Consider the following 14,846-nt stretch of genomic DNA (forward strand, 5'->3'; position numbering starts at 1 on the left):
TCAGCCGAGCCTCTGGTGTGCGGCGACGAAGGCACGCAGCGATTTTTCTATCGGCGTTTCTACGGTAGCCGTGGTGAGCGGGCAGGCGCGGGCGGCGAAACGCGCGGCCAGTGCTTGCTGAGTCTGCATGAATGCGCGCAGGTAACTCTCTCTCTGCTGCTTTGCGCCGAGTTCGATGATACCGCACGTTTCAGGATCGAGAATTTTCAGGTGGCCGTCAAATGGAAATGTCTGCTCGGCATCCACCAGAATCTGCAGCGGCAGGCAGGGCCGCCCGGCGGCGTGCAGGCGCGCGGCGAAGTCATTCAGGTCGCCGATTTCGCGGTGCTCAAAAAAATCGCTGACCAGCAAAACCTGACAGGGCTGCCGGAAGTGTCTCCATATCGACTCGAGCCCACTCTCACTCGGCCAGCGGCCCGCCGCGGTGAGCCGCTCCAGTTCCAGCGCGATGCGGCGGTGGTGGGCTTCACCGTGCCCCTCCGGTACAAATTTGTTGCCGGCGTCGTTCAGTGCCAGCAGGGAGAAACGGTCGCCCTGTCGGTGCAGCAGCCAGCACAGAGTGGCGATCCAGCACCTGGCATATTGCAGCTTGCTAAGCTGTGGAACCAGAAAGCTCAGCTGTGCCATCGATGCGCTGGTGTCGAGCACGATACACAGGTGCATCTGGCTCTCCTGCTCAGCCTCGCGTACGAAATAGCGGTCCGAGCGCGCGAACAGTTTCCAGTCGATATGGCGGATGGGGTCGCCCGGTTCGTAGCTGCGGTACTGCTGGAATTCAATACCGGCACCGCGGCGCTGGCTGTGCTGGATACCCAGCAGCATACCCTCGGCGATATGTCGCGACAGCCACGCGAGATCGCGGGTGCTGGCAAGTGTCTGCGGGTCGGTGAGTTGCACGGTGCGTTTCCCCTCGTATTCCCCGTCAATCCCGACCGGGTTCCGCTACCGCGTTTTGTAACTCTTCAAGAACCTGTTGCATGGTCACGCCGTCCGCCTGGGCGTGGAAGCTCAGCAGAATACGGTGGCGCAGCACTGGCAGCAGCAGCGCGTGAATGTCCGCGCGAGTAACCGCAAGACGTCGATACAGAAAGGCGCGTGCCTTGGCCGCGAGAATCAGCGCTTGGCCGGCGCGGGGGCCGGCGCCCCACTGGAGCCATTTGCCGAGTTGGTTTTTGTCATGCTGCGGGCGTGTGGCGCGCACAAGCTGTGCCACATAGCGATACAGATCGTCGCTGACAGAGACTTCCCGCACCAGCTGTTGCATGGCCTGTAACTGCTCTGCGTCCAGACAGGATTCCGGCTTCTCATGCACTGCACCGGTCGTAGTGCGCAGGATTTCCACTTCCTCCTGCTCTTGCGGATAGTCGATATGGATGTTCAGCAGAAAACGGTCCAGCTGTGCCTCTGGCAGCGGATAGGTTCCCGCCTGCTCGATGGGGTTCTGGGTGGCGAGTACGAAATAGGGTTGGGGCAGAGCCATGGTTTCGCCGGCCACGGTCACGGCATATTCCTGCATGGATTCGAGTAGAGCCGCCTGGGTTTTCGGCGGTGTGCGATTGATTTCGTCCGCCAGCAGGATGTTGGTGAAAATCGGGCCGGGCTGGAACTTGAAGAAGCGTTTGCCGGTGCTGTGATCCTGTTCAAGAATCTCACTGCCGAGAATATCACCCGGCATCAGGTCCGGTGTGAACTGAACGCGCTTGAAGGTAAGGCTCGAGGCATCCGCCAGGGTTTTTACCAGCAGGGTTTTGCCGAGCCCCGGCACACCTTCCAGCAACACATGGCCGCGGGCCAACAGGCACACCAGCATCTGCTCCACCACGTCCTGCTGCCCGACAATCACCTTGCCGATTTCCCCGCGCAGCCGATCCAGCGCGCGGTGTTGCTCTTCGATCATATGTTCAATCTTGTCTGCTGTGATGTTGTGCATAGCGGCCTGTATATCGGGGTAAATCAGGTGGTGAGCGCGTAAATGACGATATTGACGGCGAACTTCGTGTTGTCGATGGCGAGCCAGCGTTTGTTGCGGTAGTCGTAATCCCACTCGCAACCGAAGTCCTTGTTGCTGTAGAGCACGGCGATGCGCCCATTGACCACAATGGCTTTGAGATAATCGTGCACCAGATCATCCCCCCAGCCGTTCAACTCGAAGCTGGTAACCGGTAATTCCTCAAACCGGAAAAAGCAGCGGTACAGATCGTGGTCGTCCGGCAGTTTCTGCAAACAGTCGTCGCCGAACAGTTTTGCCATCTGCGCCTCGAACGATTTGGCAAACAGGCCATCGATATCGTGGTTGCAGTCGTCGACAAACACGAAACCGCCGCGGTTCACATAATCGCGAAAATTCTTTGCCTCTGCTGCGGTAAATTCCACCAGCTTGTGGCCGGCCAGATAACAGAAGGGCGCGAGCACCATGGCGGGATCCGCGAGTGGCACAATGCGCTCGTTGGGATCGACTTTCAGGCTGGTGTACTCGATCAGCGAATTCAACACATTGGACGGCATGCGCTGGTCCACATCCCAGTCGCCGGATTCGTACATCAAGCGGGTGAAATAGAAATCGTAATCCTGCTCACCAGCGCTTTGCGCGCACAATCTGCCAGGCAATGCGACACTGCCACCGGCCAGCAACAGGTGCTGCAGAAATTGTTTGCGGGTGAGGGACACGATTACTGCTCTGAAACTCGTACCAAAATCATGAATATCTGCTTGTAGGAGCCTGCTTGCAGGCGAACAGTCCCAAGTGTCGGTCGTTCGCTTGCAAGCAAGCTTCTGGGAAGTGAAAACTTTACCCGAGCTTGCGCTTGGTGTTGATCACATTCACACCATCAAAACGCGTGGTGGCGCTGCCGTGAGACACGGCACTCACCTGGCTTGGCTGGCCCTTGCCGTCGAAGAAGGAACCCCCCAGGCGGTAATCGCGCTTGTCGCAGATCTGCGAACAGGAATTCCAGAACTCCTGGGTATTCGACTGATAGGCGACGTCTTCCAGCATGCCGGTGATCTTGCCGTTTTCGATTTCATAAAACAGCTGGCCGCCAAACTGGAAGTTGTAGCGCTGCTGGTCGATGGAGAAGGAACCGTCGCCGACAATATAGATGCCTTTTTCCACATCCTTGATCATGTCGTCGAGGCTCAGCTCTTCCTTGCCCGGCAGCAGTGAGACGTTCGCCATGCGCTGGAACTGCACGCTGGACCAGCTATCCGCGTAGCAGCAACCGTGGGATTCTTTCTGCCCCAGCATGTGCACCTGGTCGCGGATCGCCTGGTAGTTGGTGAGTACACCGTCTTTTACCAGATCCCAGCTGCCGGTCTGAACACCTTCGTCGTCATAGCCAACGGCGCCCAGGGAACCCGGCTGCACCTTGTCCGCAAACAGGTTGACCTTGTCGCTGCCGTATTTGAATTTGCCGCTTTTCCACTTGTCGATGGTGGCGAAGGACGTGCCGGCGTAGTTGGCCTCGTAGCCGAGCACACGGTCAAGTTCCAGCGGGTGGCCGACGGATTCGTGGATGGTGAGCCACAGATGTGAGGGATCGAGCACCAGGTCGTATTTGCCGGGGGTGACGGATTTCGCGGTGAGCTTCTCCTGGGCCTGCTGGGCGGCGAGGCGCGCATCTTCCACCATATCGTAGGAGTCACCGTACAGCACGGTCTGTGACTGCACCTTGTGCTCGGCGCGGCCGTCCAGATATTCAAAGCCGCGACCTACCGGCATGCCCAGGCCATCGCGTGTGCGGAAGCCGCCGTCTTTCTTGTCTACCGCGGTCACGGTGAAGGGCGACCACAGTCGGTGTACATCCTGGTCGATATAGGAGCCGTCGGTAGACGCAAAATATTTTTGCTCATTCACCAGAAACAGCATGGAATTGATAAAACTGGCACCGGCATCCAGGGCGGCTTTGTTCACTTCCATCAGCAGGTCGACTTTTTCCGCCAGTGGAATTTCCATCGCGTTTTTCTGGATCGGGGTTTTCCAGTTGACTTCGCCGTGGCCTTTTACCGGCGCCAATTGCACCGGTTCCTGCTGATACCTGGCGTTGGCCTTGGCGGTAGCCACCGCCTGCGCAGTGGCGCGGGCAATGCCATCGCTGGTCATATCGTTGGTGGCGGCAAAGCCCCAGGTACCGTTGGCGATGACCCGCACGCCCATACCGATGGACTCGGTGTTCACCACATTCTGTACCTTCATTTCGCGAGTGACCACATACTGGTTCAGGTAGCGCCCAATGCGCACGTCCGCGTAGGAAGCGCCGAGCTTGGTGGCGGTATTCAAGGCGACATCGGCGAGTTCTTTCTTCACCGCGATGTCCATTCCGCTCTGGGTCAGCTTGCTTTCGGCAATGACATTGCCGGACAGGGGCAGCATGGAGACACCGAGACCGGCGCCGCTCAACTGCAGAAATTTTCTACGATGCATTTTTTATTCCCTATTATTTGATTCTCTGTTTTCTGCAGTGAATTAAACGGCGTCTGACAGGCTGCTGAAGGTGAAGTCGCGCACTTTCAGTGCGGGAATCATTGCCGGGCCACCCCACATGTTCACACGTTCGGGACGCCCCATGTCTTCAATGTTGTTGAGCATGATCACCGGACTTTCATTAAAGCGGAAATTCTTGATCGGATATTTGATCTTGCCGTTCTCGATATAGAAGGTGCCGTCGCGGGTCAGTCCGGTCAGCAGCAGGGACTGCGGGTCGACCATGCGGATATACCAGGTGCGGGTTACCAGCACGCCGCGGCGGGTATTCTTGATCAGCTCCTCGGTGGACTTGTCGCCGCCCACCATGATCAGGTTATTCGGCGACGGGATTGCGGTGGCCTTGGACTGTGTTGCCCAGTAGCGGCTGCACGGCAGGTTTTGAACCACGCCGCCTTTTACCCAGTCGATACGCGCGAGCGCCATGTGATCGTCGTCGGACCAGGGTTGTACCGGAACCTCCGCGTTCGCGGGGTCGGAGTACAGGTGCACGCGTTTGTCGAACATTTTCTCGCCGATGCGGTTGCCGCCGCCCTTCTTGCTAAGGAAGCTGCGACCTTCATCGGCACTGCGCGCGTCGAAGTTGCCCATCATGTAGGCCACGAGCCCGGATACGGCGCTCGGCTCCAGAATCACGGTGTATTTGCCTGGCTCCAGTGCGCGCGCCTCCTGCGACAGCACCGCCTTGTCGATGGCGATACCGGAACTGGAAGCGGTATTCATTTTGCCGAAATCGGTCACGTCAGATTGTGCCCAGCCTGAGCCCAGGCCGTTTTCCGTGCGCATGGTGACGGTGAAATTGGCGGTGGTGGCGGCGTGATAGCCGAACAGGCCGTTGGTATTGGCGATCGCCGCGAAGGAGCGCGCATCTTCCAGATAGCCCGCGGCCACTACATTTTTCTTCTTCGCGGCCATGATGGAATCGGCGGCGGCCTTGGCGCGCTGATCCGGAGTGATGTCTGCCGTGGCCTTGGAAAAACCATCGACCACGGTGTATTTCTGTTCTTCGAGCAGGGGCATGGCTTCCGGGTTGTCCGGCGAGAGCCGGGCCAGCTCTTCCGCTCGGCGCATGACTTTTTCCAACGCGGCATCACTGAATTCGTTGATGGTGGCAATACCGGATTTTTTGCCGAAACGGGCTTCTACGGCGAGTTCGATATCGTTGACGATGCCGCTGGTGGAGACGCTGTTGCGGGCATAGCGGATGTTGCCGGTCTCGGCGCCGCTCAGCTGTGCGCTCGCGCCTTCCGCCTTGCTGTATTTCAGCACCTTGTCGAGAATCTGCTTGGCTTCACTTCTGGATAAAATGGCCATTTTTATCTGCTCCAAAAATTTATTGTTGTTGCTGGAATGCCTGCCCGGCTCCTACCGGGCAGGGCATCAGCTGATCTTGCGCTTGGTGTTGATTACATTGATCTTGTCGAAGCGGGTCGTGGCACAACCGTGAGAGACCGCACTCACCTGGCTCGGTTGTCCCTTGCCATCAAAGAAGGTGCCGCCCAGCCGGTAATCACTGCTGTCGCAGATAGCCGTACACGAATTCCAGAACTCCTGGGTATTCGACTGATAGGCGACATCTTCCACCTGGCCGACGATTTCACCGTTTTTGATTTCGTAGAACAGCTGGCCGCCGAACTGGAAGTTGTAGCGTTGCTGGTCGATGGAATAAGAACCGCGGCCGAGTATGTAGATACCTTTCTCCACGTCCTTGATCATCTCTTTTGCAGAGTACTGTTCTTCACCCGGTGCCAGGGATACGTTCGGCATGCGCTGGAACTGCACGCTGGACCAGCTGTCGGCGTAACAACAGCCGTGGGATTCCTTCTGGTCGATCATGTGCACCTGGTCGCGGGTAGCCTGATAGTTCACCAGTACGCCGTCTTTCACCAGATCCCAGCGTTTGCCTGGCACTCCCTCATCGTCGTAGCCGACGGCACCGAGGGAGCCCTCCTGGATCTTGTCTGCAAACAGGTTGACCTTGTCGCTACCGTAGTTGAATTTGCCACTGCGCCATTTATCCAGGGTTGCAAAGGATGTGCCGGCGTAGTTGGCCTCGTAGCCGAGCACGCGGTCGAGCTCCAATGGGTGTCCGACGGACTCGTGGATGGTGAGCATCAGGTGTGAGGGCTCCAGCACCAGGTCGTATTTACCTGGCTCGATGGATTTGGCGGTGAGCTTGGCCCTGGCCTGTTGTGCGGCGAGTATCGCGTCCTCCGCCATATCGTAGGAGTTCTTGTACAGGGTGGTCTCGCCGTGAATCTTGTCCTCCTCGCGGCCGTCGAGGTATTCGTAGCCGCGCCCGACAGGATCACTGAGACCGTTGCGGGTTTTGAACGCACCGCTGTCCTTGTCCACCACGGTGACCTGCATTGGCGCCCACAGCCGGTGGATATCCTGGTCGATATAGGAGCCATCAGAGGAGGCAAAATACTTCTGCTCGTTCACCAGATAGAGGGAGGAATTGATGAAACTGGCTCCTGCCTTCAGCGCGCCGTTGTTGACCTCCATCAGGAACTCGACCTTTTCGCTGATCGGTACCTCGATCGCATTCTTTTGGATTGGCGTTCGCCAGGAAACCTCGCCGACCCCTTTCACTGGCGCCAGCTGCACCGGTTCCGTCTGATATTTCGAGTTGGCCCTCGCCACCGCCACCGCCTGGCGCGCCGCCCGGGCGATACCGTCCGCGGTCAGGTCATTGGTGGCAGCGAAACCCCATGTGCCCCCGGCGATCACACGAATGCCGGCACCAAAGGACTCGGTGTTGACGATATTCTCGACGTTGGCTTCGCGAGTGAGTACGAACTGGTTGAGGTAGCGGCCGATGCGTACATCGGTATAGCTGGCGCCCGCCTTGCGGGCGGTGTTGAGAGCGACATCGGCGAGGGTCTTTTTGTGGCCGACGTCCATGGCATTCTCCACCAGCTGCGCGGCGGAGACCGGTGTGCCCGCCACCGGCAACAGGATGCCGCCGGTGCCGACACCGGCAAGCCTGAGGAAATTTCTTCTCTTCATTGTCCTCCCCGGGTCACCCGATACCAGGACTCCCGGTTCGCGGGTTATGGTCGGGTGCAGAATTATTGTCGTGCCCGCTGGATCGCAGCGGATGAACCCGTGAGGAAATCGCGCTGCCGCACTTTTGTAAAGCGGCAAGTCGTTGAACGGAGGCCTGGCGGAGCTGAGTGGTTCGAAGGAGGGCGCGGTGTGTTACGACGGCGTGTACCCCGGTAGTCGCACCGGGAACGGTCACGGGTCCAAGGGATTCCCGCTCGCATCTGCGCAATATTTGCGCGCTTTTCGACCGGCGAAAATATTCATACGTGACTTTCGGGCGCGTTGAGGCGGCTGTTTATCTCGATGTAAGCGCTTGTAATTGACGTGTCATGGATAACGTGTGTACTTTTGTATACACCGCAAGTCAGGGAATGCCATGCTTAACAAATCACAGTCCATATCGGCGCGCCTTTCCGCAGATGATTACGCCTATCTCATGTCGATAGACCGCAATGGCGCCGTTACCCAGAGTGAAAAGGTGCGCGAGCTGATAGCGATGGCGCGGGAGTCCGTGGGGGTGGAGAGTTTTGCCCGCGCGTATCTCGCCGCTGGCGAAACCATGTTGCCGGTGAAGGCCAGATATGCCGACGAGAACCGGCGCAGCCTGCTGGTGGAGGCGCTGCTGGAACTGGTTGCCGAGGGGGCCGCCGCGATTCAGGTGTGTGCCGACGAAGAAACCATCGGTCCCGCACTCGAACAAAAAACGCTGCCAGCCGCAGAGGCCTTCATGGAAAAGATATTGCTGGTTGCATTGCAGGATGAGCCCCGGGTGATTGATCCCAAGGCGGCGGAAATCATCCGGCAGCGATTGACGGATTTACTCAAACGCTGACGTCTACGTGTATCCATCTGTTCAAAACCATTTCGCACACAATCACTAGAGGAAGGAAAAATATGAAAGAAGGACTGATCAAACGCATCTCCCGTATCATTTCCGCTTCCGCCAATGCGCTGGTGGACTCGGTAGAAAACGCCACACCGCAACTGGTGATGGAGCAGGCCATTCGCGAAATCGACGATGCCATCGCCGATGTGCGCGACCAGCTCGGTAAAGCGGAAGCGGCAAAATATCTCACCAGTAAAACGCTGAACGACGAAAACCGTCGTCACGCCACCCTCGGTGAACAGATTGAGGTTGCGGTGCAGCAGGGGCGCGATGATCTGGCGGAGGCGGCGATTGCCAAGCAGATGGACATCGAGGCACAGATTCCGGTACTGGAAAAAGCCCTCGCGGAAAACGACCGGGAAATCGGCGAGTTGAGTTCCTACATTGGCGCGCTGCAGGGCAAGAAGCGCGAGATGCGCGAGCAGCTGCGCGAGTTCATCAAGGCCAGCGAACATGTAGCCAACGGGACTACCGCCGAGCAGACCGGCAGCAACCGTGCGACGGCCAGCAAGGTGGAGCAGGCTTCCGGGGCATTCAACCGCGTACTGGAGAATGCTGGTGTGCCCACAACCGAGTCCAGCGCGGATGCCAGCAAACTGGCCGAACTGGAGGAGCTGGCGCGTAATAATCGCATCAAGGAGCGTCTGGCGAAAATCAAAACCCAGACGGAGGCCTGATGGGTTTCTTTCTGCAAGACGGCAATCAGCTATTCACCGGGGCGCTGGTGCTGATGTTGATGATTGCCGTGCTCGAAGGGGTGATGACGCTGATCGGCGTCGGTATTTCCGACCTGCTCGACAACCTGTTGCCAGAGGTGGATGTCGATCTGGATGCGCCGGACACCGAAGCGGGTGGTGTACTCACCAAGTTGCTCGGCTGGCTACGCTTTGGCGAAGTACCGGCATTGATTCTGCTGGTGGCATTTCTGGTCGGTTTTGGGGTGACCGGGCTGCTGATCCAGATGTTTGTGGAATCTCTGTTTGGCACGCTGCTGCCGGGCTGGCTGTTGGCGATGCCGGTATTGCTGCTCGCGCTACCACAGGTGCGTTTTGTCGGTAATCTGCTGCGCAAGTTTGCCGTGGGTGATGAAACCGAGGCGGTGAGCCGGCAGGCATTTATCGGTCGGGTAGCGGTCATCACCATAGGGCAAGCCGCCGCGGGCTCTCCGGCGGAGGCACGTTTCAGCGACCAGTTCGGCACCACGCACTACGTCATGGTCGAGCCGGACGAGGGCGAAATATTTTCACAGGGAGATAAGGTGTTGCTGGTGGAAGAGCTCGGAGCCAGGTTCCGTGTCACCCGCCCAACCAGCCAGCATCTGATACAAAACAATTAAATTGGAGAACGCTAAGTGATACAGAATCTTTCCAACATAGCGATTATGGCGGGAGCCGTTCTTGTAGGCCTGATCGTGATCGGCACCATCTTTGCGCGCCTGTATACCCGCGCGTCCAAGGAGCGCTCCTTTGTCCGTACCGGTATGGGCGGGCAGAAGGTGATCATGAACGGTGGCGCGCTGGTGCTGCCGGTACTGCATGAAATCATCCCGGTAAACATGAACACTCTGCGCCTCGCGGTATCCCGCAAGGAGCACCAGGCGCTGATTACCAAGGATCGTATGCGTGTGGATGTGCTCGCGGAATTCTACCTGCGGGTGAAACCGGACAACGATGCCATCGCCAATGCGGCACAGACCCTTGGTCTGCGCACCCTGGATCCGGATGCGCTGAAAGATATGATCGAGGGCAAGTTTGTCGACGCCCTGCGCTCGGTGGCGGCGGAGATGCAGATGGCGGAACTGCACGAGCAGCGCAGCCAGTTTGTACAGAAGGTACAGCAGGTGGTTTCCGAGGATCTGCTGAAAAATGGTCTCGAGCTGGAATCGGTTTCACTGACCGGTCTCGACCAGACCCACAAGGAATTTTTCAACCAGGACAATGTGTTCGACGCGGAAGGTCTTGCCAGCATGACGCGCTCAATCGAGGCGCGCCGCAAGGAAGTGAACGATGTTGAGCAGGAGACGCGCGTCCAGATCGAAACCAAAAACCTGGAGGCCGAGCGCCAGCGTCTGGAAATCGAAAAAGAGAAGCGCTACGCGCTTCTTGAGCAACAGCGTGAAATAGAAAACCGCGAGGCGGCGCAAAAGGCCGATATGGCCAAAGAACTCGCGGCGCAGGAAAAGGCTGCGCGCCAGGCGGAAATTGAAGCCCAGCGCGAGGTGGATCAGTCCCGCATTGCCGCTGAGCAGGCCACCCGCCTGCTGGAAATTGAAAAGGAAAAACGCCTGCAGGAGCAGGAGATCGAGCGCGAACGGATTCTGGAAGAACAGCGTATTTCCAAGCAGAAATCCCTGGAAATGGCCGAACAGGAGCGCGCCATTGCGGTCGCCGAGAAATCCAAGGAGCAGTCTGTTGCCGATCAGCAGGCAAACGTCGCCCGCGCCGAAGCCGTGAAGGCGGAAGAACAGGTGCGTACCGCCAAGGATGTGGAAGTGGCCGAGCGCGACAAGCGCATCGAGATCATCGAAGCACAGAAAGAGGCCGAGCGTCAGGCCACTGCCATCAAGGTAGCGGCGGAAGCGGAGAAAGCCGCGGCGGAAGACAAAGCCGAGGCCCTGCGCCTGCAGGCATCCGCTGAGGCCGAGGCGGTACGTATCAAGGTTGAAGCGGACCGTGAGAAATATGCGGTGGATGCGGAGGGTCAGCGTCTGATGAACGAGGCCATGAACAGCCTCAGCGAAGCGCAGATTGCACTCAAGCGTATTCTCAGCCTGCACGATGCGCTGCCGAATATCATCCGCGAGAGCGTGCGCCCGATGGAGAAGATCGAAGGCATGAAGATCATTTCCGTCGAGGGCCTGAATGGTATCGACGGCCGCGCCAGCGGTGGCATCCTAGACAGCGATGGTGAGTCCAAGGGGCAGAGTCTGCCGGAAGCGCTGGTGGGCAGCGCTCTCAAGCATCGCGCCATGGCACCGCTGGTAGATTCCCTGCTGAAAGAGGCCGGTGTGGGCGACTTCAGCAAAATGACTGAACCCCAAGTCTGATTCTCTTTCACTGACTGTTCGCGACATGGCCGGGCCACTCTGGTGGCTCGGTTTTTTTATTGCCACTAATCCCGACCCTGTCTACATCGCCGGTACCGTCAGCCGGTATCCGGTCACCAATATTCTCTGCGGCATCCTGTTCCCGGTCCTATTACTTGTTAGCCCCTGCGCTCGGACCTTGACATTGGTTACACGCGAAACTAAATTCGTTGCACCTGAAACCAAGAAGACCTCCGCCGCCACAAGCCGCGTTGCAGGTCACCATAAAATTCCTTGATAGGAGGATCACATGGCCGATTTGTTTGAAAACCCCATGGGCCTGGACGGCTTCGAATTCGTCGAGTTCACCGCGCCGGAGAAGGGCATTCTGGAAACCGTTTTCGCGGCCATGGGCTTCACCAAAGTGGCTCGCCACCGCACCAAAGATGTGGAACTGTGGCGCCAGGGCGACATCAACTTCATCACCAACTACGAGCCGGGCAGTCACGCCGACTACTATGCTCGTGAGCACGGCCCCTCTGCCTGTGGCCTCGCATTCCGGGTCAAAGATGCGACCCTGGCGTATAACGAAGCGATCAAGAAAGGCGCTCAGCCGGTAAAAGTGGAGACCGGCCCGATGGAGCTGCGCCTGCCCGCGATCAAGGGTATCGGTGGCGCGACCCTGTATCTGATTGACCGTTATAAAGAAGGCGAAACCATTTACGACATCGACTTCCACTGGCTGGAAGGCGTCGACAAGCACCCGGAAGGCTGTGGTTTCCACACCCTGGACCACCTGACCCACAATGTCTATCGCGGTCGCATGGACTATTGGGCCAATTACTATCAGGACCTGTTCAACTTCCGCGAAATCCGCTACTTCGACATCAAGGGTGAATACACCGGCCTGCTGTCCAAGGCCATGACCGCGCCGGACGGCAAAATCCGCATCCCGCTGAACGAAGAAGCGGCTGGCGGTGGCGGCCAGATTGAAGAGTTCCTGATGAAGTACAACGGGGAAGGCATTCAGCACATCGCGTTTGCCTGCGACGATCTGGTCTCCTGCTGGGATCGCCTGAAGGCTCAGGGCATGCAGTTTATGACTCCGCCTCCGGAGACCTACTACGAGATGCTGGAAGAGCGCCTGCCGGGCCACGGCGAGCCCATCGCGGAGCTGAAAGCCCGCGGCATTCTGCTGGATGGCACCACCGAGGGTGGCCAGCCGCGCTTGCTGCTGCAGATCTTCTCCGCCAATATGCTGGGGCCGGTGTTCTTCGAGTTCATTCAGCGCAAGGAAGATGAAGGCTTTGGCGAGGGTAACTTCAAGGCACTGTTCGAATCCATCGAGCGCGACCAGCTGCAGCGCGGCGTTATTGGTGGAAAGGACGGCGGCAAGGGCAAAGAAGACGCGGCCTAAAACAGCCGCGTATCGGGAGGCCATACATGGCAATCAAACGTATTCATCACGTGGCTTATCGCTGCCGTGATGCCAGGGAGACCGTGGAGTTTTACCGCGATCTCCTGGGCATGGACTTTCAGCTTGCTATCGCCGAAGACAAGGTGCCCTCCACCGGGGCGCCTGATCCCTATATGCACGTGTTCCTCGATGCGGGGCAGGGCAATGTACTGGCGTTCTTTGAGCTGCCGAACTCCCCGGATATGGGGCGCGACGAAAATACCCCGAAGTGGGTGCAGCACATTGCGCTGGAAGTGGAGAGCATGGACGAGCTGCTGGCGATGAAGCAGAAGTTGGAAGACGCGGGAATTGATGTGCTCGGCCCCACCGATCACACCATTTTCAAGTCCATCTATTTCTTCGATCCCAACGGCCACCGTATCGAACTTGCCGCCAACACCGCCAAGCCCGGTATGCACAAGGAGCTGAAGCGGGTGGCGGAAGATATGCTGGAGGAATGGTCCCGTACCAAGAAGGCACCGCGTCACGCGGCCTGGATGCACGGCGAAACAGATTTCAAACCTCTGGATCCTTAATCCTAAAGAATCCAAATCCTAACGAACCTGAGAGGAAGGCACAGTGAAGTTAGCCAGCCTTAAACACGGGCGCGACGGCAAGCTCGTCGTTGTCAGTGATGACCTGACCCGCATGGTGGCAGCCGGCGATATCGCGGCCACCCTGCAATACGCCCTGGATAATTGGGCGGAACTCGCCCCGCAGCTGGAAGACCTGCAGCGGAAGCTGAACAGCGGTGAAATCAAAGGTGAAGCCTTCGATCAGACCGCCTGCCACTCCCCGCTGCCGCGCGCCTACCACTGGGCAGACGGCAGTGCCTACGTTAACCACGTCGAACTGGTGCGCAAGGCCCGCGGAGCGGAAATGCCGGAGAGCTTCTGGACCGACCCGCTGATGTACCAGGGCGGCTCGGATACCTTCCTGGCGCCACGCGAGCCGGTGAAGATGCCGCAGTCCGAAGGCTTCGGTATCGACTTCGAGGCGGAAATCGCGGTCATCACCGACGATGTGCCCATGGGGGTTTCCCCTGAGGATGCGCTGAAGCACATTCGCCTGGTGATGCTGGTAAACGATGTTTCCCTGCGCGGTCTGATCCCGAATGAACTGGCAAAAGGCTTTGGCTTCTATCAATCCAAGCCGTCCAGTGCATTTTCGCCGGTTTGTGTCACGCCGGAGCAGCTGGGCAACCACTGGCGGGAGGGTAAGCTTCACCTGCCGCTGGTATCCGAACTGAATGGTGAAAAATTTGGTGAACCGAATGCCGGTGTGGACATGACCTTCCACTTTGGTCAGTTGATTGCCCACGCTGCAAAGACCCGACCGCTGGGCGCGGGTACGATCATCGGTTCCGGTACCGTATCGAACAAACTCGACGGCGGTCCCGGAAAGCCGGTGAAAGAGGGTGGTGTGGGTTACAGCTGCATCGCCGAGATCCGTATGATCGAAACCATCGAAAATGGCAAGCCGAGCACCGCGTTCATGCAGTTCGGTGACAGGATTGCGATAGAAATGCTGGACGACCAAGGTCGTTCCATCTTCGGACGCATCGAGCAGATCGTAGAGCAGGGCTGATCGGGTTTCCTGGTTGCCCAGTTTCGCAAGCGGCCCGTCAGGGCCGCTTCTCGTTTGCCCCTCTTCTCCCCGGGCATTTTTTGGTTTCTGTGCGCCGAATAACAGGTGGTGAGCTGGCTTGGAAAATCATTCCGGTTGAATACGTTGGCCTGTCGATTCTGTGCTCCATTTTTCGGATAAAAAAATCAAGCAAAATTATTTCGTGAAAACGCTTGCGCGCTCCTGCTGGTCTCCGTATAGTTCGCGCCCTCGCCGCTGACGAGGCAACTCAAAGCGCGGCGTTAAGGCGAAGTAAGCTGTTGATCTTCAAAGGGTTTTCCCGGAAAAAGAATTTCAGAAAGCGCTTGCCAAGGTCGAAGAG

Annotated in this window: 13 protein-coding genes; 7 read left to right on the forward strand and 6 right to left on the reverse strand. The window is 58.1% G+C overall.

Annotated elements, in window-relative coordinates:
- The 6 genes from C3938_RS08250 to C3938_RS08275 form a co-directional block, all read right to left on the reverse strand.
- Positions 1–897, reverse strand: a complete 897-nt coding sequence (locus C3938_RS08250) for a DUF58 domain-containing protein (protein WP_105102682.1) — start codon at positions 895–897, stop codon at positions 1–3.
- A gap of 25 nt (positions 898–922) precedes the next feature.
- Positions 923–1,930, reverse strand: a complete 1,008-nt coding sequence (locus tag C3938_RS08255; RefSeq protein ID WP_105102683.1) for an AAA family ATPase — start codon at positions 1,928–1,930, stop codon at positions 923–925.
- Positions 1,931–1,953: 23 nt separating this feature from the next.
- The gene (locus C3938_RS08260) at positions 1,954–2,667 is read right to left on the reverse strand and encodes a DUF4159 domain-containing protein (RefSeq protein ID WP_105102684.1); all 714 of its coding nucleotides are present in this window, start codon (positions 2,665–2,667) and stop codon (positions 1,954–1,956) included.
- Between the two features lie 121 nt (positions 2,668–2,788).
- Complete coding sequence (locus C3938_RS08265; protein ID WP_105102685.1) at positions 2,789–4,420, reverse strand: TldD/PmbA family protein; 1,632 nt, start codon at positions 4,418–4,420, stop codon at positions 2,789–2,791.
- 42 nt (positions 4,421–4,462) lie between these two features.
- A complete protein-coding gene (locus C3938_RS08270) occupies positions 4,463–5,794 on the reverse strand; it encodes a TldD/PmbA family protein (RefSeq protein WP_105102686.1) in 1,332 nt (443 codons plus the stop codon).
- 66 nt (positions 5,795–5,860) lie between these two features.
- Entirely contained in the window at positions 5,861–7,492 is a 1,632-nt protein-coding gene (locus C3938_RS08275) for a TldD/PmbA family protein (RefSeq protein ID WP_105102687.1), read from the reverse strand.
- Positions 7,493–7,907: 415 nt separating this feature from the next.
- On the opposite strand from C3938_RS08275, the gene C3938_RS08280 reads away from it, so the two are divergent.
- The 7 genes from C3938_RS08280 (at position 7,908) to C3938_RS08310 (ending at position 14,485) form a co-directional block, all read left to right on the forward strand.
- Positions 7,908–8,363 (forward strand): hypothetical protein, encoded by a 456-nt coding sequence (locus C3938_RS08280; protein ID WP_105102688.1) that lies wholly within the window; start codon positions 7,908–7,910, stop codon positions 8,361–8,363.
- A 62-nt stretch (positions 8,364–8,425) separates the two neighbouring features.
- Complete coding sequence (locus C3938_RS08285; RefSeq protein ID WP_105102689.1) at positions 8,426–9,094, forward strand: PspA/IM30 family protein; 669 nt, start codon at positions 8,426–8,428, stop codon at positions 9,092–9,094.
- Positions 9,094–9,753, forward strand: a complete 660-nt coding sequence (locus C3938_RS08290; RefSeq protein ID WP_105102690.1) for a YqiJ family protein — start codon at positions 9,094–9,096, stop codon at positions 9,751–9,753. The genes C3938_RS08285 and C3938_RS08290 overlap by 1 nt, the downstream gene beginning before the upstream one ends.
- Positions 9,754–9,768: 15 nt before the next feature.
- Positions 9,769–11,463: a flotillin family protein gene (locus C3938_RS08295; RefSeq protein ID WP_199775514.1), complete on the forward strand. Its 1,695-nt coding sequence runs from the start codon at positions 9,769–9,771 to the stop codon at positions 11,461–11,463.
- A gap of 289 nt (positions 11,464–11,752) precedes the next feature.
- Complete coding sequence (gene hppD / locus C3938_RS08300) at positions 11,753–12,859, forward strand: 4-hydroxyphenylpyruvate dioxygenase (protein WP_105102692.1); 1,107 nt, start codon at positions 11,753–11,755, stop codon at positions 12,857–12,859.
- 26 nt (positions 12,860–12,885) lie between these two features.
- Positions 12,886–13,434 (forward strand): VOC family protein, encoded by a 549-nt coding sequence (locus C3938_RS08305; protein ID WP_105102693.1) that lies wholly within the window; start codon positions 12,886–12,888, stop codon positions 13,432–13,434.
- A 43-nt stretch (positions 13,435–13,477) separates the two neighbouring features.
- On the forward strand, positions 13,478–14,485 hold the full coding sequence (locus C3938_RS08310; protein WP_105102694.1) for a fumarylacetoacetate hydrolase family protein: 1,008 nt from the start codon (positions 13,478–13,480) through the stop codon (positions 14,483–14,485).
- Positions 14,486–14,846 lie beyond the last annotated feature (361 nt).

This window comes from Microbulbifer pacificus, from assembly GCF_002959965.1.
Lineage (GTDB): Bacteria > Pseudomonadota > Gammaproteobacteria > Pseudomonadales > Cellvibrionaceae > Microbulbifer > Microbulbifer pacificus_A.